Genomic DNA, 19,359 nt, shown 5'->3' on the forward strand with positions numbered 1-19,359 from the left:
GCAGGTCGCATGGTCGCGCGACCTGCCTTACATCGCTAAACAGTTCCCGCTGCTACTGCGGAGCCGGCGCGGGCGGCGCTTCCGCGGGCTTCTCTTCCGCCTTGGGCTTGGTCGGGTCGTACACCTGCTCGCCCTTCAGCAGCTTCTCGATCTCGCCGCCGATCGTCGTCTCCAGGTCCTGCGCCATCCCGACGTGCACCGCCTGCACCACGCCCTGCTTGTCCAGTACGAACGTGCACGGGATCGCGGCGACCTTGAACTTGCGACCAAGCTTGCCCGCCGGATCGAGGAACTGCCGGAACGTGATCTTCTTATCCGCGAGGAACTCCCTGATCTTCTTGTCCTTGCCGCGCTCGTCCTGGTTCAGGCCGATGACCGTGACCGGCTGATCGGCGTACTTGTCCGCCAGCTTTTGGATCTGCGGCATCGACTGCACGCAGGGCATGCACCAGGTCGCCCAGAAATCCAGCACGACCACGCGGCCGCGCAGACTCTCCAGCGACAGCGGCTTCTCATCCACGCCGTCGCCCGCGAACGCCGGCGCGGGCTTGCCCAGCAGGCTCTGCGGGTCCGGCGGCTGCATGAGCGAATCCCAGTCGAACTTGTCGACCTTCGGCGTGCCGGGCTCGGGCTTGAACACGAAGCGCTCGGCGGGGATGTCGCCGTCGAGCTTGACGCCCTTGAACGTCGCGGTCGCCACGGCCTTGTCCAGTTTCTTCGGCATGCCGGGGACATCCAGGTCTTCGTCGCCGCCGTCCTCCCGCGCCCCTTCTTCCAGGCCGAGCACCTTGCGGAGCACCGTGGTCAACTCCAGGCGCAGCTCGCCCGCCAGCCCGGTTTTCTCATCGAGCCACAGGCTGAACGGCACCAGTTCGTCGCCGAACTCGAACGGCGTCTGGGAGGCGTCGAAGATCCCCGCCAGGCGCGTCCCCGGGCGGCCGTCGAATTCCTCGCGCGTCACCGCGGTGAATTCGCGCACCATCGGGAACAGCTCCTGGAATTTCTTGTCAGGCTGGCTGAGGACGAACAGGATCGGGTGCGGCGGGTCGTTGACCAGCAGGTCCTCCGTCAGCTTGTCATAGTCGACGCGCTCTGGGGCGGCGGTCTCGGTATACGCGTCCAGCGCGGCGGTGTAGAGCCAGAGCTGCTTGCCGTCGCAGTGGATCGAAAAACTGTCGGTCGACAGGGCGAGGCGGTTCGCGCCACCGTAGAGCAGTCCGGCGAGGTAGTCGTTCGACTGGCCGACGTCCTTGCCGTCCTTGTCGGTGGCGACGACTTCCATGTGGCCGGCGAATTCGTCCTGGTACGACCTGGCCGCGCGGTACTTGGCGAGTGCGGTGTCGAGCAGGGCCAGGGCCTTCTGGTGCGTTTCGGGGTTGCTGGGTTGGACGGCCGGCTGCGATGCCGGCTGCGACTGGGCTTCCTGGGCGCGCGCCACCGGCAGCGCCAGCAGGAATACGGCGGCGCTCCACGCGAGCGCAAGCTTGAACGACGATGCGGCCCGGCGAGTCACGGTCAACATGGATTCAATCTCCCTGCACCGGACCCTGGGCGCCGGCGCGCGCCGCCTGACAATTACACACTGGAACAGGGCTGGGGATGCGGCCTCGCGGCGAGGAAGGGCGGTCACCCGCAGCCGGGACGGCACATCATACCCGTTCTCCCGGCCGCAAGGGAAACGGGATTCCAGCCCGCGGGGCGGGCGCGGTCAGCCCGGCAGGCCGATCACGAGCTGGGCGGCGCGGTCGGCGTCTGCCGCGCACTCAAAGCGCACATAGATGACCGCCTGGCCGGCCAGCGACGCCGCGGACAGGCCCGCGATGTTGAGCCCGGCGCTGGCGAAGGCCCGTGACAGGTCGGCGACCAGGCCCGGGTGATCGGGGCCAACCAGCCGCAACGCGTGGATGCTCTCGGCCTTCCGCAGGCCGGCCTCCGTCGCGGCGCGCTCCTGGGCAGTGCCGGCGATCGGGGCGACGAACAGCACGCCGAGATGGGACATCGGAGCTGTCGGGCGCAGGATAACGAATTCCAGGTTCACCCCGGCGCGCTGCAGGCCCCCGAGCGCCTCCGCCAAGGCCCCCGGGTGGTCCTGCAACTCGCCGGCCCAGACGCTGGCGCGGTTGATCTCGAACGGCATGGTGCGGTCTCCCAATCGGCTTACCGCGTGTGGCTTACCGCCCCGGCGGCGCGGCGTCAATGCGCTGGTGTTGGGGCCGCCGGGTATACTGCCGGCCGATGACCCGATCCCACGCTGACTTGGATCGCTTGCGGCCCGGTGTGCTCTTGGCGCTGCTGGTGAGCGGGGCCGTGCTCGGCGCGCTACTCGGCGGCGTGACGAACGCGCTGAGTGCCGCGGTCAGCCCGGAGTATTTTCGCACGGTGCTGGGGTGGGAGAACGTGAACAACGTGTGGCGGGCCAGCGTGGCCCAGGGGGTCTTCGAGGGGATCCTGTTCGGGCTTGGCTGCGCCGTGGTCTTCGTGGTGGTCGTCGGCGTTGTTTCGCGCGGGTGCAGTCCGTATGGACTGGCGGCGCGGCACCTGCTCTGGATCCTGGTTGGCGCGCTGGGGGCGTGGCTGGCCGGCGGGGTAGTCGCGGTGCTCCTGGCCACGCTGAGCCCGGAGTTCTTCCGGCATGCGTTCCACGATGTGCCGACGACCTTGGGTGCGATGCTGCGGTACGCCTGGGTGGGCGGGTCGATCTGGGGACTGGAACTCGGCGGGCTGGCGGCCCTGGTCGTGGGCTGCGTCGCTTTTGGCACACACTGGCGACGCCTGACGCGCACGCGCCCCTGGCGGCCGGGCCTCGAGACCGAGGTCCACTGCGGCCAGTGCGGGTACATCGTCAAGGGTCTGTATGAGCCGCGCTGTCCGGAGTGCGGCGCGAACCTGCACGCGGTCGGCGTGCGCGGGGATTCAAGCGAAGGTCAGCCGTAGCAAGTGCGCGCCGCAGCCGCGACGACAATCGGACGCGCCGAAGCCGGGAATGACGACGCGGCCCTCCGTTCGCTGGTTGACAGCGCACTCATCGGCGGCGCAGCGCGACGCCAGCGTCACATCCGTGATCTGCACTCCGTGCCGCGCGAGCAGGTAGTCGATGTGCCAGTGCCGGCAGCGGCCGCCGCAGATGTGCCGGCGGACGCGGGCGCGCAGCCCGCGCGTCGCCCGCCCGGTGTACACGTATTCGCCCGCCGGCAGCGCCCAGCGGCCCAGCCGGCCGACGGTCAGCCGCAGCGCAACTGACACGCGCAGACGAAGCTGATACACTCCGGCATCCGGCCAGTCGGCGAGTGCCGGCTGGAGCCGGGCCAATACCCGCTGCGCATCGGTTCGCACTGCGGAGAATGTAACACAGCGAGGGTTCCTGCGGTGCAGATTCGCGAATTTCAGCAATTGATTGACCGGATGTACTCGGACAAGGACCGGGCGCGCGGGGCGGCGAAGACGTTCCTCTGGTTTGCGGAGGAGGTGGGCGAGCTCGCCAGCGCGATCGCGGGCAAGGGCGACCGGGCGAATCTGGCGGGCGAGTTTGCGGATGTGCTGGCGTGGCTTGTCACGCTCGCGAACGTCGAGGGTGTCGACCTTGAAGAGGCGATTCGCAAGTTCACGGCGGGCTGCCCGGGCTGCGGCCAGGTCGTGTGCCGATGTAATTCAAAACTCACGTGATCCGTGTCGCGGCCGCGGGCCCGGCCCGTTGATTTGCGTTTCGGGGCCGTTTTCGCCATAATCGTCGTATCGGCATACCGGATGCGATTATCCACATAGCGAGTACGTGCATGTTCCGGATTCTCGACACGAAGCAACTGGCGTCCGACGTGAAGTGGTTCAAGATCGCGGCCCCCCTGGTCGCCAAACACCGCCAGCCCGGGCAGTTCGTTATTCTGCGGCTGGACGAGACCGGCGAACGCATCCCGCTCACGATGGCCGACGCCGACCCCCGGGCCGGCACCATCGAGCTGATCGTGAAGGCGATCGGCAAGACCACGAAGCTCCTGTTTGCCAAGAACGCCGGTGACACCATCAGCGATGTCATGGGCCCGCTTGGCCGGCCGACCGAGATCGAAGCCGTCGGCCACGCGGTGCTCGTGGGCGGCGGCGTGGGGACCGCGGTCATCTACCCGCTCGCCAAGGCCCTGCGCGCCGCAGGCTGCTACGTTAGCTCGATCACGGGCGGGCGCACGAAAGAGCTGGTCGTGCTGGAGGACGAGCTAAAAAAGGTCTCCGATGTCGTCTATGCCTGCACGGACGACGGCAGCTACGGCTTCAAGGGCACGGTCGCGGACAAGCTCAAAGAGCTGATGAATGACCAGGCGCGCCCGATCGGCGCCGTCTACGCCGCCGGCCCGGTGATCATGATGAAAGTGATTTCGGACCTCACGCGCCCGGCGGGGATCAAGACGATCGTGTCGCTGAATCCGATCATGGTGGACGGCACGGGCATGTGTGGCGGCTGCCGCGTGACGGTGGGCGGCAAGACGCAGTTCGCCTGTGTCGACGGCCCGGAATTCGACGGCCACGCCGTGGATTACGCGGAGCTCTCGGACCGCCTGACGGCGTACCGGGCGCAGGAAAAGACCGCGCTGGAGCGGATGGAACACGAATGCAAGCTGGGAGGAGTGACAAAGTAACCCAGGTAACAAGGTGACAATGTGAGTCTGGACAGCGTCAACACTCCCATGGTTACCTTGTTACTTTGTCACCTTGTCACATCGGCCCGGTAGACGATGGCGTTGTTGTCTGACAGAAGGTGTCTGCAATGGCTTTAACCCCTAAAGAGCGCATGGCGATCGAGCGGCAACAGATGCCGGAGCGCGCCCCGGACGTGCGGAATCGGGATTTCAAGGAGGTCAACCTGGGTTTCCGGGAAGAACTGGCGCGGCTGGAGGCCAGCCGCTGCCTCCAGTGCAAGGACAGCAAGTGCGTGATCGGCTGTCCGGTGGGCATCGACATTCCCGGCTTCCTTGATCGCGTCGTCGCCGGCGATCTGAAGGGCGCCGCCGAACTGCTGCTCAGCGCCAACGCCCTGCCTGGCATCACCGGCCGGGTCTGCCCGCAGGAGGAGCAGTGCGAGCAGGTATGCATCCGCGCGAAGGGCAAGAACGGTAAGCCCGTCGCCGTCGGCCACCTCGAACGCTTCGTCGCCGACTGGGCCCGCGAGAACCTGGACATGAAAACGCTGCTCGCCAAGCCGACCGGGATCAAGATCGCGATCGTCGGCTCCGGGCCGGCGGGCCTCACCGCCGCGGGCGAGCTTGCCAAGAAGGGCCACGACGTGACCGTCTTCGAGGCGTTGCACAACCCCGGCGGTGTCCTGCTCTACGGCATCCCCGAGTTCCGCCTGCCGAAGAAGATCATTGCCGCCGAGGTGAACCGCCTGCGTGAGATGGGCGTGAAGATCGTCTGCAATGTGGTCGTGGGCCGCACGTTCACGATCCACGAGCTGCTGAATGAGGAAGGCTTCTCGGCGATCTTCATCGCCAACGGCGCGGGCCTGCCGGTGTTCATGAACGTCCCCGGCGAGAACCTCAAGGGCGTGTATTCCGCCAACGAGTACCTGACGCGCTCGAACCTGATGCGCGCGTACGAATTCCCGGAGTACGACACGCCGATCATCCGCGCCGAGCGCGTCGTCGTCGTGGGCGGCGGCAACGTTGCGATGGATTCCGTCCGCACGGCGAAGCGGCTGGGCGCGAAAGAGGCCACACTGGTCTATCGCCGCAGCCGGGCGGAGATGCCCGCGCGTGTGGAGGAGGTCCATCACGCCGAAGAGGAAGGCATCATCTTCAAGCTGCTGTGCAACCCGACGCGCGTGCTGGGCACGTCGGACGGCTGGGTGAAGGGCATCGAGTGCATCCGGATGGAGCTGGGCGAGCCGGACGAATCCGGGCGTCGGCGGCCGGTGCCGGTGAAGGGGTCGGAGTTCGTCATTGACTGCGACGTGGTGATCCCGGCGATTGGCACGCGGGCGAATCCGCTGCTGACGTCGGCGACGCCGGAGCTGAAGCTGAACAAGTGGGGCTACATCATCGCGGACGAGAGCGGCGCGACGAGCATGCCCGGCGTGTACGCGGGCGGCGACATCGTGCGCGGGGCGGCGACGGTGATTCTCGCGATGGGCGACGGCAAGAAATCCGCGGCGGCGATCGACCAGTACGTGCGAGCCAAGCACAACCTGCCGCCGGCCGTGGCCCCCTCTCCCTTGTAGAGAGAAGGCCGGGGGGAGGGTCTACTGCGGCCAGCGCGCCTGTCGGTCCGGCCACACGGTTACTTTCCCGCGCACCGCGGTGCTATCGCGCGCCGCGACCCCCAGATTGAAGCTCAGTCCTCCCCCATCCCGAACCGCTGGCGGGCCTCGTCGCGGCGAGCCGCGTATTTCTTCTCAATCTCCGCGCGCGGTGCGCGGGTCAGTGTGACCTCGCCCGCCTCCAGCCGCAGCAGGCTCCCGCGCTCGTCGCAGTAGCACACGCTCGGTCGATCGACGAATCCGTCGCGCACCTCGAATGCGTACGCCGTCCCGTCGTACCCCGCCAGCGGCTTGGGCCCGAGCGGCTGAATCGTGTGACTGATCAGCGCGCGGACCTCCGGGTTGTACACCGCGAAGGCGTGCTGCTCGTCTGAGTTGCCTAGCAACAGCCCAGGCAGCAACCGCACCCACGCCTGATCGAGATACACGGGGCCGACGCTGATCGGCTTGCCCGGGTCGGGCAGCGCGCGATCCCGATTCGTCGTGAAGCTGGAGAACAGCACGTCCTCCTCGCGCACCACCGAGTCCGTCCGCACCAACAGCTCCTGCGGCTGCGCGTCCGGCGGCGGGATCTGTGTCTGCTGGTTTTCGCTCAACTCGCTGCGCAGATCAAAACTGCTGAACAAATCCAGCCGCACGTGCCACGCCGTCCCGTCGTCCGCGAAACGCCACGAACGCTCGCGCACGCGTACCCCCTCTTTCGCGTACCGGCGTTTCGCGGTCGGGCTGCTGAACACGTATTCCTCGCGCGTGATGCGGCGCAGGACGTAGCCGACGGACTTGCCGCCGATCGCCATGTCGTACGCGTATTCCTCTTCGTCAAGCTGGACGCGGCTGGCGTGCGTCCGCAAGCGCTCGATCAGCGCCTTGCCGCGGTCGAGAGCCGGCGCCAGGCGCTCCACCGCCTGCGGGTCGTAATACACGTGCAGCGAAGCCGCCACATGGTCGAATTCCTGGCGAATCTGCGCGTCCTCATCCGGCCGCCGCACCGTGCCCGTGTAGATCAGCACCCACACCGTGCTCGGGTCGAACGGCACGCAGAGGTAGTGCGAGCGTGTCGTGGCCGCGCCGAGCTTCGACGAGTAGCTGAGAATCGCCCCGGCCCGCGGCGGCAGCTTCCACGGCTCCCAATCCACGCGCGGCGAGTTCGTCAGCTCCGCCGACGCCCGACCGAAATCGGCGATCCACTCCTCGAACGGCTTCATCGGAATGCTGCGGAAGACCATGACCTGCAGGCCGCGATTGCCGTCCGGGCTGCGCCCGCGCAGCAGGCCAATCGAGTCCTTGAATTGCTGAAAACGCGTCCGGTCATAGTCCCAGCCCGCGGGTAAGTCCAGCTCGAACCCGAAGGCCGGATCGGCGAGCTTGACGGTCGGCACACTCGTGGGCACCGGCTGCGTGGTCTGCGCGCCGGCCGACCCGGCGCTCCAGACAACCAGGACGCACAAGACCAGGGCGGCCGCGTGGGCGATCGGCGGCTTCATCGGCAAAACCTCCGCGCTGCGATTGGCGGCATTGTCGCAGATTCGGTACGCTGCTCAACCTGTCAACCAGGAGACCCTGCTTTGCCGCTGGCCTTTCTCAGTTTCACCCTCGAATTATCGTGGGCGTCGGTGTGGTTCTGGGTGCTATGTCTGATCGCCCTCGTCTGGGCCCGCCGGCACCTGCAGATCAACGCCGCCGGCGCGGATCCCGTGCTGAGCCCCGCGGATGCCGAGCGCAGCAGCGGGCCGCTCCCCCGGCTCTCCGTGCTCGTGGCCGGCAAGGATGAAGAGGCCAACATCGAGCGGTGCCTCACCGGACTGCTCGCGCTCGACTATCCCGACCTGGAAGTCATTGCCGTCAACGACCGCAGCAGCGACCGCACCGGCGAGATCATCGACCGCCTTGCCGCGCGCGATGCGCGGCTGAAAGCCGTGCACATCCGCGACTTGCCGACCGGCTGGGGCGGCAAGAGCCACGCGATGCACGTCGGCGTCAGCCGTGCCACGGGTGACTGGCTGTGCTTCACGGACGCCGACTGCCGGTTCCATGAGCCGCGCCTGCTGGCGGCGGCGGTGCGGTTCTCTCAGGCGGAAGAGGTGGAGTTCCTGTCGGTGCTGCCGGAGCTGGAAGCGCACACGTTCTGGGAGCGGATCGTGCAGCCGCCCGCCGGTGCGATTATGGTCTTCTGGTTCCCGCCCACGAAGGTCAATGATCCGCGTTCGCCGCGGGCGTACGCGAACGGCGCGTTCATGCTGATGTCGCGGGAGGTCTATGCACGATTGGGCGGACACGAGCAGGTTCGGACGGTTCTGAATGAGGACATGCACTTCGCACGGCAGGCGAAGCAGCATGGTATCCGGCTGCGCGTGGTGCGCGGGTCGCGGATGTACAGCGTGCGGATGTATGTCGGCCTGCGGCAGATCTGGAACGGCTGGAGCCGGATCTTCTACGGGTGCTTCGGGACCTGGCCGCGGCTGATTGTTAGTGCGTTGTTTCTGTCGGTATTCAGTGTGTTTCCCTGGCTCAGCCTGCTGATCTCGCCCGTCCTTGGGGCGGTGGGGCCCGGAATCGCCGTCGCGGCGGGGCTCGCGGTGGTTGCGCAGCAATCGGTGCTGTGGCGGTTTTACGGGCTGTGTGCCGTGTCGCGGCCCTGGGCGCTGACTTACCCGCTGGGCGCTGGGATGTGCCTGGCGATGACATGCAACGCAATGACGCGGCTGGCGGGCGTGCGGACACGGTGGCGGGGAACCGCCTACCAGGGTGGGGCGTAAGCTTGGCGCATTGTGCCGTGTGGTCTGATCGGGCCGGGTCAATCCATAAAGTATTGACTGCAAAAGCTTTGCGCGTTTTATTGGGCGTTCGGATTCGGTATGGGGAATGCAAAAAATCCACGGCGATCGACCGAGGTATGGACCGGGGCGGATACGCAAGCTATAGTTGTACCTATGGTGGCTGGCACCACCATGTTGCGCCTGATGCGCAAAGTGTCTGGAGGCTGTGTTCGACTTGACATCCGGAAAATGTTAGGTTACTATTCATACGAATAAGTAGCAAACATGAGTACGGGTGCAGTGGAGCAGGAACGCAAAGGAGTGCGTTGTGGCCACGAGGCACAATCCGCAGGGTCGCCTGTTGTGCGTGCTCGGTCCTGGTGGGGACTACCGCGACGAAGTGCGTGACGCCGGTGACGGGCTGTTCGCGCTGGAAGTCGCCCCGCTGGATCGGGAGTCGGCTGACGACCTGAATGCGCCCCTGGCGGAGCCGACGCGCCGCTTGTTGGCGGCCACGCCTGCCAGTGCGGTCGCCGCGGCGCGGGATGCCCGCGTGTGGGCTGTTGCGAACCGTCCTCTGCCTCCCGTGATTTTCGGGTCTCTGAGTGCCTATCTCGCGGAGGAATACGATGACTCGCAACCGGAAACGCCTCGCGGCGCTGACGCCCAAGCAGCTCCGCGTACTCACGTTCATTCGGGACTACAGCAACGCCCGCGGGTACGCACCCACCATGCAGGAGTTGGCGGACGAGTTCGGCGTCAGCAAGGTGACCGTATTCGAGCATATCGCCGCCTTGCAGAAGAAGGGGTATCTCAAGCGAGCCCGACACAAGGCACGCTCTTTGCAACTTAACGAGGCGATCGACTTCCCGGACGAGCGCCCCACCCGCCTGCCCCTGGTCGGCACCATCGCGGCCGGCCGGCCAATCGAAGCCATCGAGGATCGTGAGGTGCTCGACCTGGAGGAGCTGTTCGTCTCTCCCCATGAAACGTTCGTCCTCCGCGTTCGCGGCGACAGCATGGTTGATGACCAGATCTGCGACGGTGACTTCGTCGTCGTCGAGAAACGCGACACCGCCCGCGACGGCGAGACGGTCGTCGCGCTGCTCGAAGGCGGCGAGGCGACGCTGAAGCGGCTGTATCGCGAATCAGACGGCGTCCGTCTACAGCCGGCAAACCCGGCCTACGCGCCTATTCGCACAAAGGACGTGCGGATCCAGGGTGTCGTCGTGGGCGTGGTCCGGCGCTGTTGAGCGCCGGCCGCGGAGGTCGTGCGCGCTGTTCGCATGAGCGCCTCGAGCCGTGCGCGGGGTGGTCGTCTGCCCTCGGGCGCGGATTCCCCCAGCGACCAATTGGCGCGATAGTCGGGGGGCGAGTCAGCCGCGACGTGACACTTGGGGACGGCGTTCAGAACGCGAACGCGTCCGGGGCGAAGCTGGGATTGATCTCGATCTGTGTGAACACGTAGCTGCCCAGCAGGGTCTTCTGCGCGTGGTCCGCGTACGAGTACACCGCCACCGGCAGCAACCACTCTTGGTCCAGGTGCAGGACCATGCGGGCATCGGGGTACGGCCCCGTCGGCCCGGTGTAGGGCAGATCGCGCAGCAAGATGTAAGTCGGGCGCCCGCCAATCTCACCGATACCGCCGTAGCGGAGGTCGAGTACGCCACGCTCGGCCGCCACCGCGTTATACGCTTCGAGCAGCCGGAATGTGGCCCGGAAGCCGGCCTCGTCGATGGCGCGGCGGCTGGCCTTGCGCGCATCCGGGCCGTGGATCGGCATGAAGATGTCCTTGACGAACAGGCGGGCGATCGCGCCGGCGGGCTCGACGCGGGCCAACTCCTCGCCGTTTTGGCTCGTGTATGCGCTGTCCTCCGGCAGATAAAGAGCGCGGCGGGCCTGATCGGCATTGGCCTTCCAGATCATGTACACGGAGCGCGGCGACTCGCGGTAGCGCAGCTCGATCTCCTGCACTTCAGTCAGTTCGTCGCCGAGCCGCTCCTGCTTCGTGAGTACGCACCGGTACTGGCGGATGGTTTTGTCATAGCGCTCGATCCCCAGGCGCACCAGCGCCATGGGATCGCGCTGCGCCAGACTCACCAGGGCACTGCCGCTCGGCGCAGCTGCATCGGCGGCCAATGTCACCGGCGTAAGGCTCGACGTGCTGGGGGTGACTGGAATGGTCGAAACCAGCCAGAAGGCTGGTGGACCGATGATGAGCAGGGCGCCGGTGATATACAGCACTCCGCGGCGATTAGCCATGTTACTTTTCCAGCCTAGTAGGTTTACGCGACCGCGTGAACTCGCCCGCGGCCGCTATACGTAAAATCGACTCAGTCAGACCGCGTAGTTCAAACTTTTCCATAACCCACTGACTGATAGTCCCTTGTGCGCCGCACGCCGGTCGCCCGAATTATAGCGGTGCATATCTGCGACGCAAGTGCCGATTGACCATCCGCCGCCCGAAACGGCACATATCCCATGATAGCGCAAGGAGTTCACATCGCCAGCCAGTGCGTTAATTGCTCTTCCAGCGTCGTGCGCTCCACTTCGAACTCGAGCGTGTGGGCCGCGTCGGAATCGATGTGAATCTCCGGCGGCTGGGCCGCGATCCGCCGCAGCCAGGCCACCGTGGGCTCGTTGCGAATGATGCGATCCCGGCCGGCGAGGAGGAGCCGCACGGGTGGCTGGAGCGTGCCTGCCGGCGTGCGCGCGAGCTGTCGGTCCAGGCGTGCAGACTCGTAGAAGAACCGGGCGGTCGCGTGCGTGAGCTTCAGCGGGTCACCGGCAATGAAGGCGCGGCCCTCCGGCGAGTCTGTGAACAGGGCCGGGTCATTCAGGGGAATGCCGAAGGGGCGCTGCGGCGCGGTGAGCAGTGCCAGCCCGATGCGCAAGCGGGTAAACAGGGTCACATCGACTGCCGGAAACAGGCCCGGCGCGATGAGCAGCACGCGACTGACGCGCTGGGGGCGCTGTAGCGCCCACGCCAGCGCCAGCTTGCCGCCCCAACTCACGCCGACGACGGCGCAGCGCCGGACGCCGAACTCGGCGGCCGCCCAGTCGGCCAACTCGTTGAGGTCATCAAGCCAGCGCTGCGCTGCAGGTGTGTCGCCGCGCGCGGCGGTGTTGAGCCCGCTGCCGCGCCGGTCCGGCAGGAGCACGGGGGGGCCGGCGCCAGCGAGCAGGCTGGCCGACCACTCGAACCAGCCGCCGTGCGATTGAATGCCGTGGAGATAGACGATGGCGGTATCCGATGCGGGTTGGCTGGGGGGCCAGAGGCGGCCGCGCAATTCGTATCCGTCGCTGACTTTCCAGGTGTGCGGCTTGGGGGGTTGGCGCGGAGAGCGCATTCGTCGGGGCTACAGTTCGCTTTGGTCGAGGACGCGGAACTTCTTGCCCACCAGGACCCGGATGGCGCCCTGAATGTCGTCCACGCGGATGGCCAGGCACGGTAACTGCTCGCGCGTGGCCCAGACGGTGTAAACGTAGTTGATGTTGACCTCGCCGGCGATCAGCGCGCTGCAAACCGTCAGGATGCCGCGCTTGCCGTCGGGAAGCGGAATGACCAGGACTTCGCTTTCGCTCAGGGCAAAGTGGGCGTCGGTGAGGATCTGATGCGCCAGGTCAGGGTCATCGACGAGCAGGCGCACGATGGCGCAGTCCGCGGCGGCGTCCACCGACAGTCCCAGGATGTGGACCGGCTCATCCTCGAGCAGCCGCGCGATGCGCAGGAGCTGGCCGACGCGGTTCTCCAGAAACACGGACAGCTGGCGACAGTAGGGGTGGTCGCTGCCTTCCGCAGTCTTGAATGGCTCAACGCTCATGATCGCCCGAGACGCTATCGGGGGCCAGGACACGCACTCCAATTCCGGTTCTAGGTTAGCTTTATGAGCAAGGCCTGTACAGCCCTCAATGCGGGTTTTCGCGCGGAACTCGGCGCGGCCGGCCGGGCTCGCGTTTTTCTCCACGGGCGTCTCGGTGCTGGTGTGCAGCAGATGCGCCGCTGTGCGCTCCTTTGCCGCCGTGGCAACAACGCCGGCGGCCGCGCTTCTCCACCGCTTTCCAGCTTCATGGCACGCTGGCCCTCGGGCAAAGGACCGGCCCCGTGCGTGACCGGTCGCGGGCGGCCCGAGAGCAGTAGGTGCCGACGGCCGCGTTGCCCGACGTGCCGCTCTGTCCGATCAGCGTCGCCGCGGCGATCCATTTCGTCGCGCGTCGGGTCGTGCGCATTACATCCGCCGCGCGGAGTTCGTCGGGCCGACGGACGCGTACGGGGATCGCGCTGGTCGGCGCGCTGCGAACGGCACTGCGTCGCCGCCGGCGCGCGCGGTGCTGATCGCGGGTCATCCACGTCGCGCTTGAACGGTTCACCCCGGGGGGATACGATGGAAACGTTCGGAGATAGAACTGGTTGGGATTTATGGAGTTATGAGCTGATGCGGACGCGGATGCCGGCCGCGCAGCAACCGGGCTGCGGCGCGCACTGTCAAACTCCATGCGCCAAGGTCTATTCTCCGATGACGGCGTGTCTCCGTGCGCGTGTGCGCCCCGTCCTGTGAAGTGCTTGTTACGTAGTGCCTGTGCGAGTCAGCGCGTGGTCAGCAGCGGCGGTCATCCCGAAGACGGTGGTGTGGGGGCTGCGGATCTGCATCCGAACGAGCCGGACGCAGTTGAGGAGTTGCTGATAGCCGACCTGCGGGAGGCCTTTGGTGGGGAGGGCCGGCCGGCTTCGCTGGGCGCGACCTTGTCTAGTAGCGTCGGCGCTGGTCCGCTGCACGCCGCCGACGCGCTGCCCGCGCACAGCCGGCTGGGCGATTTCGAGATTCTGCATGAACTCGGGCGCGGAGGGATGGGTGTCGTTTACCGCGCGCGGCAGATTTCGCTGGGGCGCGAGGTGGCCCTCAAGGTGCTGCCTTCGTACGCCCGACATGGGCAGATCGCCGTCGAGCGGTTCCGCTCCGAAGCGCAGGCCGCGGCCCGGCTGCATCACACGAACATCGTGTCGATTTACGCACAAGGCGAGTACCAGGGCCATTACTTCTACGCGATGGAACTCGTGGACGGCATCAGCCTCGACGTGGTCATCCGCGCGCGCCCGGACCTGCTGAGCACCACCGCGGGGCGATCCACGCGACCGCGCGCTGCGGAGGCATCCTCCGCGGCCGGCCTGGGTGAACAGCGCGGCGCGGCGACAATCACCGCGCCGTACGATGTTGCCACGGGGCGCACCGCGCTGCTGCCGCAGGCACCCGAGACCGTGGACCGTACGGCCCTGCCGGCTTGGACGCGCGCCGACTATCGCCACCTGGCCGCGCTCTTCGCGGAGGTGGCCGAGGCCCTGGCCTGCGCGCACCGACATGGCGTGATTCACCGCGACGTGAAGCCGCACAACCTGCTGCTGGGGACCGGGGAAGCGGAGGGGCCTGGTGCGCCGGGGGCCGCGCCTGTGCAGCGCCTGCACCTGACCGACTTCGGCCTGGCGCGGCTGACGGACGCACCGCACCTGACCGTGAGCGGCGAAGTGATGGGAACGCCCGCGTACTTGTCTCCAGAACAGGTACGTGGCCACCCCGCGGGGATTGATCATCGGACCGACATCTACTCACTCGGCGTGACGCTCTACGAAGTGTTGACGCGCCGCAAGCCGTTCGAGGGTGATTCGCGCGACCTGATCATGTCAGGCATCGCCACGCGCGAGCCGGTGGCGCCGCGCCAGTTGAACCCACACATCCCGCTCGATCTGGAAACGATCTGTCTGCGGGCGATGGAGAAGGATCCGGCACGTCGCCATTCAACCGCGGCCCTGCTGGCGGACGACCTGCGCCGCTTCGCCGAGGGCCGGCCGATCCTGTCGCGGCGCACCAGCCGGTTCGAGAAGTCCGCAAAGTGGGTGCGGCGGCACCAGCCGCTGACGTTGGCCCTGGCGGCGACGGGGGCGGTGGTCGCGCTCGCCGCCGGCTGGGCCTGGAGCTGGGGTGCCGCGCGGCAGGCCGAGGCCGAGCGCCTGCTGGACCGGGCGTACGAGCAATTAGCCTACTTCGACTATCGCAAACCTGAGCTGGTGGCACGCGAGGTGGCGCGGGCCGCTGACCTCGGCGCCGACCCGGAGCGGCTCGCGCTGGTCCAGGGACTCATGGCAATGGGCGCCAACGATCCGGCGACGGCGGCGGCGCGGTTCCAGGCCGCGCTACAGCGCGATGACACAAACATCGGTGCCTGGTACCTCTTGGCGTGGGCGCAGGCGCGCAATCGCCAGGAGGATGCCGCGCGGGCCACGCTCGCCGAGGTGCAGCGCCGCGGCCTGCCCACCGCGGCGGATGCGTGGTTTTTCCGCGGGCTGGCGATCCACGCGCGCGAGCCGCAGGCCGCGGCCGAAGCGTACGCCGCGGCGAACGCGGCCCGGGCGCGCGAGCACGCGTTTTACCCGCAGGCGGTGTTGCACCTGGCGCGGGCGCGGAACCAGCAGCTCTATGCCACCCGACGGCTGGAGGTATTCCCGCAGGTCGAGGCGAGCCTGCGCCAACTGATCGCCGAGCGCTACTACGAGGCTTACCCGTACTACCTGCTGTCGATCGCGCACCGGCTGGCGGCGGAGATTTACCAGGGCGCCGGAACACGTGACGATGCGCCGGTACAGGAGCACTACGCCCAGGCGCTAGCGCTGTCGCAGGAAGGGCAAGCGGTGGATCCGCGGGACGATCGCCCGATCGCCGCCGAGGCAGAATGTCTGGAAAGCATGGGCCGGTTCGCCGAGGCCATCGCGGCGCGCACGCGGGCGCTAGCCGTGGCCGACGCCGACGTGAAGCGTTGTGAGAGCTACCACTATCGTTGGCGTCTGTATTACTGGACCGGTGACCTGGATGCGGCGGCGGCGGACCTGGCGGCACACGCCGCGTGCGACCCGCAGAGCCGCTTCTACGCGCACGTGTACCCGGCCCTGCTCGCGGCGGAACGTGGCGACGTGAGTGCGGCGCGGGCGCACGCCCGGGCGCTGGCGCACGAGGCCCCGCGGGACGCGCAGGCGGTGGTCTGGTCGGCGACCTGCCTGCGCCTGCTCGGCGCACCGGACGAAGCTGCGGCGCTCCTCACCGAGCGGCGCGACGGCGTCGACTTCGGTGCCGGGCTGACGCCGCCGCAGACCGCGGAGTGGGTGCAAGCACTTTACGCGTATTGTGAGGCCGGCGGAGCGCTGGATGCGCTGGAGATGCTGGCTGCGTCGTCGTCATCGCCCTGGAAGCTCTGGGGCGAGGCGTATTTTCACGCCGCGGCGCTGCGGCTGGCGCAGGGCGACCGGTCGGGAGCCGAAGAGTGGTTCCGGCACGCTTATCGGGCTTCGGACGGCGAGGAGCGCTATACGTACCACGCCAAGCTGATCGTTGTGCAGATGGAGAAAAGCCTCGCTTGGCCGGCCTGGCTTCAGGTATCATGGGAAGAAGCGCCGGGCCGCTCCCAGAACGACAAGCTTGATCGGCCGGTTGCGCCGGCGCCGCAAGGCGAGGAGAGGGCCAATGATGACTAGGGTCACAATTGACGCAGCGCGCCGGGCACCGCGGGTCGCTTTTGTCAGTGGGTTCCTGCTCACGTTGCTCGGCGTGCCGGCCGGTCGCGCCGCGCCGCCCATCGAGCCGCTGCCCGCGCCGGCGTTTTCCTTCGACCTCGGCTCGCCATCCGTGGAGAACGGGCTCTTTTTCGCCGCGGATATCCTGTCGATGGCCGACACGGTCCCGGACGTCGTCATTCCCGGGCCCGGCCTGCAGTTGCTGTCGCCCTTCGACGATCTCGACGCGCTCTCGGGGAACAAAGCCCAGAGCACGCCGGCGGGGCCGTTCCAGTTGTTGTTCTCCGTGGATCGGGCCACGGTCGGCATCGCGGCGCCCGATCCGGACTTTGTACTGCTGGGCGTGCCGTTCAACGTGGCCGACCAGGCCGCGCGCGGGCAGGCGGCGGGCGACCAATACGCATCTTCAATGCTCTTCGTGCGCGGCGGGACCGCGCGCGCCGCGGCCCGCGGCCTGAACAGCGTGCTGGTCCGGAACAACTATGACGAGGGCGGCACGGACTTCGGCGCCGTGCCGGCGGTTGATGCCTACGGCAACGCGGCCCGCGGCCTGCAGGACAACGTGGACGCCACGGCGTACCTCCAGCGCACGGGGCCCACGCAGGCCATTCTGAACGTGTTCTTCTCGCTCAGCGAGGGCTCGCCGTCGCTGACCACGCTCCCGCACGGCGGGCCGCCGAGCGGGGCGACCATCTACATCAATCCCGACCCGCTCAACATGGGCGTGTCGAGCGTGTATGCGGAGTTCTACCAGCTCGGGCTCACGCCGCTGGACGACATCGATGCCCTGCTGGTTCTCGACATGAACATGAATGGGATCTACGATGGGCCCGACAGCGTGCTGTTCTCGCTGACGCCGGAGTCGCCCTCGCTGCAGACGATCATGGGGGCCAGTATCGAAGGCGCCGGGGCGGACGTGTTCACCGTTGCGCCGGGCCTGGCGCCGGCCGTCTTCGCGCCGGCCAGTGCGTTCGGGCTGGGCGCGCCACTGGACAACATCGACGCGCTGGAGCTGGTGCCGTGCGATAACTCGCTGGCGTGCGGGCAACTGCACGGGATTCGCGCCTTGCGGGGCGATCTCAACTGCGACAACGCGGTGAATTTCCGCGATATCAACCCGTTCGTGCTCGCGCTAAGCAACCCGGCCGCGTATCATGCCAATTTCCCGGGCTGCTTCATCATGAATGGCGACATCAATTTCAGCGGGACGGTCGACTTCGCCGACATCAACCCGTTCGTGATGTTGCTCTCCACCGGTGGCGACGGACACTGAGCACGCGGCGTATCCCGCGGCGGCCGCGAGCCCGATAAGTGACATTCCGCGCTGCAGAGCCGGATTGCAGTTGAATGGAGACGTGGGGGGTGCAAGAATGAAATGCACGAACAACTCTGTGTTATTCGGAGACCGTCTATGTGGACCTGGAACAGAAACGTGCCCCTGGTGTACGCGACGCTGGCGTTGATCGCGCTGGCCGCCCCGGCGTTGGGCGTCGAGCAGGTGGTCAAGAATGACTCGATCGTCGACAGCGGCACCGCGGTGATCGTGGGTGATTTTGTCGCGGGTGAAGTCGCCGGCGCACGGCTGACGTCCCCGTGCAACGGCACGCTGGTTGCGGTCCAGATCCTGTGGTTGGAGGGCACGGCAGGCCACGGCCAGAGCCTCGAAGAGGCCATCTACATCTGGAATGGCAACACCTTCCCGACGCCGGGGACCGAGCTGGCCTTCCTCGAAGCTCCGGTCATGACACCCGGGTTCTGGAACGAATTCCGCTACCTCGACGAAGCCAACACGATTCCGCTGAACGTCCCGGTCAGCGCCGGCCAGCAGTTCTACGTGGCGCTGCAGTTCGCCAACCCCACCAATGTCGGCAACGGCGGCCCGAGCGTCGTGCGCGACACGGATGGCTGCCAGTCGGGTAAAAACGTCCTCTATGCCATCCCCGGCGGCTGGTTGAACTTCTGCCTGTTCCTGCAGGGTGATCTCGCCATCCGCGCCGTCATCGACTGCCCGGGCGCGACCGGCGCGTGCTGCCACGCCACTGGGATCTGCGAGAGCGGCGTGGAGCAGGAGGACTGCCAGGCCTATGGTGATGTCTGGACACAGGGGCAGACCTGTGCCCAGGTTTCGTGTATCGCGCGCGGGGCGTGCTGTCGCCAGGGTGGCTGCCTGCAGCTCACGCAACAGGCGCAGTGTCAGTCCATCGGCGGCGTGTGGGCCGGGCCGGGCACGAACTGCAACGACAGCGTGTGCGTCGCCGGCGCGTGCTGCCTGCCGGACACCGGCGAGTGTGTGCAGAATTTCGAGTTCCAATGCGTCGCGCTGGGCGGGACGTTCCTCGGGCATGGTGTGAGCTGCGGCCCGTCGAACCCGTGTCCGCAGCCGACCGGGGCGTGCTGCTTCGGCACGTTCTGCATTGAAGGCCAGGTTGAGGCCGACTGTCTGGCGGCCGGCGGCACGTGGGCGGGCGCCGGCCGGGATTGCCGCGACGACGACAGCAACAGCATTCCGGACGTCTGCGAGGGCGGCCCGGCGGTCTGCACGGGCGACTGCAACTGCGACGGCGTCGTGAACTTCGGCGACATCAACGCGTTCGTCCTGTACCTGTCGAACAACGCGCAATGGCTGGCAACCTACGCCGATTGCCCAGCGGCCAACGGCGACATCGACGGTAATGGCGTCTATCCGTCGTTCGGCGACATCAACCCATTCGTGACGCTGTTGAGTACGTCGTCGCTGCCGCTGAACTGCCCATAGCGCGGCTACAAGAGAGTAGAAATCAGAAGGAGGAGGAAGCGGCCGGCAC

The 19,359-nt window shown here is 67.2% G+C and carries 16 protein-coding genes; 9 read left to right on the top strand and 7 right to left on the bottom strand.

Annotated elements, in window-relative coordinates; all coding sequences use genetic code 11:
- Window positions 1-52 precede the first annotated feature (52 nt).
- Both KA383_03210 and KA383_03215 read right to left on the bottom strand, forming a co-directional pair.
- Window positions 53-1,522 carry a TlpA family protein disulfide reductase gene (locus KA383_03210; protein ID MBP7745115.1) on the bottom strand — a complete coding sequence of 490 codons (1,470 nt, stop codon included), beginning with the start codon at window positions 1,520-1,522 and terminating at the stop codon, window positions 53-55.
- Between the two features lie 186 nt (window positions 1,523-1,708).
- On the bottom strand, window positions 1,709-2,137 hold the full coding sequence (locus tag KA383_03215) for an ACT domain-containing protein (GenBank protein ID MBP7745116.1): 429 nt from the start codon (window positions 2,135-2,137) through the stop codon (window positions 1,709-1,711).
- Between the two features lie 98 nt (window positions 2,138-2,235).
- On the opposite strand from KA383_03215, the gene KA383_03220 reads away from it, so the two are divergent.
- Complete coding sequence (locus tag KA383_03220) at window positions 2,236-2,934, top strand: hypothetical protein (protein ID MBP7745117.1); 699 nt, start codon at window positions 2,236-2,238, stop codon at window positions 2,932-2,934.
- On the opposite strand, the gene KA383_03225 is transcribed toward KA383_03220, so the two are convergent.
- On the bottom strand, window positions 2,914-3,309 hold the full coding sequence (locus KA383_03225) for a GIY-YIG nuclease family protein (protein ID MBP7745118.1): 396 nt from the start codon (window positions 3,307-3,309) through the stop codon (window positions 2,914-2,916). The two genes, KA383_03220 and KA383_03225, sit on opposite strands and share 21 nt — an antisense overlap.
- Window positions 3,310-3,366: 57 nt before the next feature.
- Here KA383_03225 and KA383_03230 point away from each other — a divergent pair, with 57 nt between their 5' ends.
- The 3 genes from KA383_03230 (at window position 3,367) to gltA (ending at window position 6,202) form a co-directional block, all read left to right on the top strand.
- Window positions 3,367-3,663 (top strand): nucleotide pyrophosphohydrolase, encoded by a 297-nt coding sequence (locus KA383_03230; GenBank protein MBP7745119.1) that lies wholly within the window; start codon window positions 3,367-3,369, stop codon window positions 3,661-3,663.
- Between the two features lie 110 nt (window positions 3,664-3,773).
- A complete protein-coding gene (locus tag KA383_03235; protein ID MBP7745120.1) occupies window positions 3,774-4,625 on the top strand; it encodes a sulfide/dihydroorotate dehydrogenase-like FAD/NAD-binding protein in 852 nt (283 codons plus the stop codon).
- A gap of 128 nt (window positions 4,626-4,753) precedes the next feature.
- A complete protein-coding gene (gene gltA / locus KA383_03240) occupies window positions 4,754-6,202 on the top strand; it encodes an NADPH-dependent glutamate synthase (protein ID MBP7745121.1) in 1,449 nt (482 codons plus the stop codon).
- Between the two features lie 113 nt (window positions 6,203-6,315).
- Here gltA and KA383_03245 read toward each other — a convergent pair whose 3' ends face one another.
- Entirely contained in the window at window positions 6,316-7,725 is a 1,410-nt protein-coding gene (locus KA383_03245) for a hypothetical protein (GenBank protein ID MBP7745122.1), read from the bottom strand.
- Between the two features lie 81 nt (window positions 7,726-7,806).
- Here KA383_03245 and KA383_03250 point away from each other — a divergent pair, with 81 nt between their 5' ends.
- On the top strand, window positions 7,807-8,997 hold the full coding sequence (locus KA383_03250; protein ID MBP7745123.1) for a glycosyltransferase: 1,191 nt from the start codon (window positions 7,807-7,809) through the stop codon (window positions 8,995-8,997).
- 629 nt (window positions 8,998-9,626) lie between these two features.
- The gene (gene lexA, locus KA383_03255; protein ID MBP7745124.1) at window positions 9,627-10,250 is read left to right on the top strand and encodes a transcriptional repressor LexA; all 624 of its coding nucleotides are present in this window, start codon (window positions 9,627-9,629) and stop codon (window positions 10,248-10,250) included.
- 154 nt (window positions 10,251-10,404) lie between these two features.
- Here the strand turns inward: lexA and KA383_03260 are convergent, their stop codons facing one another.
- The 3 genes from KA383_03260 to KA383_03270 form a co-directional block, all read right to left on the bottom strand.
- A complete protein-coding gene (locus KA383_03260; protein ID MBP7745125.1) occupies window positions 10,405-11,259 on the bottom strand; it encodes a DUF1571 domain-containing protein in 855 nt (284 codons plus the stop codon).
- Window positions 11,260-11,495: 236 nt separating this feature from the next.
- A complete protein-coding gene (locus KA383_03265; GenBank protein ID MBP7745126.1) occupies window positions 11,496-12,347 on the bottom strand; it encodes an alpha/beta fold hydrolase in 852 nt (283 codons plus the stop codon).
- A 9-nt stretch (window positions 12,348-12,356) separates the two neighbouring features.
- Complete coding sequence (locus KA383_03270; GenBank protein ID MBP7745127.1) at window positions 12,357-12,821, bottom strand: acetolactate synthase; 465 nt, start codon at window positions 12,819-12,821, stop codon at window positions 12,357-12,359.
- A 770-nt stretch (window positions 12,822-13,591) separates the two neighbouring features.
- Here KA383_03270 and KA383_03275 point away from each other — a divergent pair.
- The 3 genes from KA383_03275 to KA383_03285 all read left to right on the top strand — a co-directional run bounded on the left by KA383_03275 (window position 13,592) and on the right by KA383_03285 (window position 19,310).
- Complete coding sequence (locus KA383_03275; GenBank protein MBP7745128.1) at window positions 13,592-16,516, top strand: protein kinase; 2,925 nt, start codon at window positions 13,592-13,594, stop codon at window positions 16,514-16,516.
- On the top strand, window positions 16,506-17,828 hold the full coding sequence (locus KA383_03280) for a hypothetical protein (protein MBP7745129.1): 1,323 nt from the start codon (window positions 16,506-16,508) through the stop codon (window positions 17,826-17,828). Before KA383_03275 ends, KA383_03280 begins: the two co-directional genes overlap by 11 nt.
- 138 nt (window positions 17,829-17,966) lie before the next feature.
- Complete coding sequence (locus KA383_03285) at window positions 17,967-19,310, top strand: hypothetical protein (GenBank protein ID MBP7745130.1); 1,344 nt, start codon at window positions 17,967-17,969, stop codon at window positions 19,308-19,310.
- The last annotated feature ends 49 nt before the right edge of the window (window positions 19,311-19,359 follow it).

This window comes from Phycisphaerae bacterium (assembly GCA_017999985.1).
GTDB lineage: Bacteria > Planctomycetota > Phycisphaerae > UBA1845 > Fen-1342 > JAGNKU01.

Excerpts from the sequence above, each read along its gene's own strand:
- KA383_03270 (MBP7745127.1), bottom strand. The coding sequence starts at position 12,821 with ATGAGCGTTGAGCCATTCAAGACTGCGGAAGGCAGCGACCACCCCTAC.
- KA383_03280 (MBP7745129.1), top strand. The coding sequence starts at position 16,506 with ATGATGACTAGGGTCACAATTGACGCAGCGCGCCGGGCACCGCGGGTC.
- KA383_03285 (MBP7745130.1), top strand. The coding sequence starts at position 17,967 with ATGTGGACCTGGAACAGAAACGTGCCCCTGGTGTACGCGACGCTGGCG.
- KA383_03265 (MBP7745126.1), bottom strand. The coding sequence starts at position 12,347 with ATGCGCTCTCCGCGCCAACCCCCCAAGCCGCACACCTGGAAAGTCAGC.
- KA383_03220 (MBP7745117.1), top strand. The coding sequence starts at position 2,236 with ATGACCCGATCCCACGCTGACTTGGATCGCTTGCGGCCCGGTGTGCTC.
- gltA (MBP7745121.1), top strand. The coding sequence starts at position 4,754 with ATGGCTTTAACCCCTAAAGAGCGCATGGCGATCGAGCGGCAACAGATG.
- KA383_03260 (MBP7745125.1), bottom strand. The coding sequence starts at position 11,259 with ATGGCTAATCGCCGCGGAGTGCTGTATATCACCGGCGCCCTGCTCATC.
- KA383_03235 (MBP7745120.1), top strand. The coding sequence starts at position 3,774 with ATGTTCCGGATTCTCGACACGAAGCAACTGGCGTCCGACGTGAAGTGG.
- KA383_03210 (MBP7745115.1), bottom strand. The coding sequence starts at position 1,522 with ATGTTGACCGTGACTCGCCGGGCCGCATCGTCGTTCAAGCTTGCGCTC.
- lexA (MBP7745124.1), top strand. The coding sequence starts at position 9,627 with ATGACTCGCAACCGGAAACGCCTCGCGGCGCTGACGCCCAAGCAGCTC.
- KA383_03245 (MBP7745122.1), bottom strand. The coding sequence starts at position 7,725 with ATGAAGCCGCCGATCGCCCACGCGGCCGCCCTGGTCTTGTGCGTCCTG.
- KA383_03215 (MBP7745116.1), bottom strand. The coding sequence starts at position 2,137 with ATGCCGTTCGAGATCAACCGCGCCAGCGTCTGGGCCGGCGAGTTGCAG.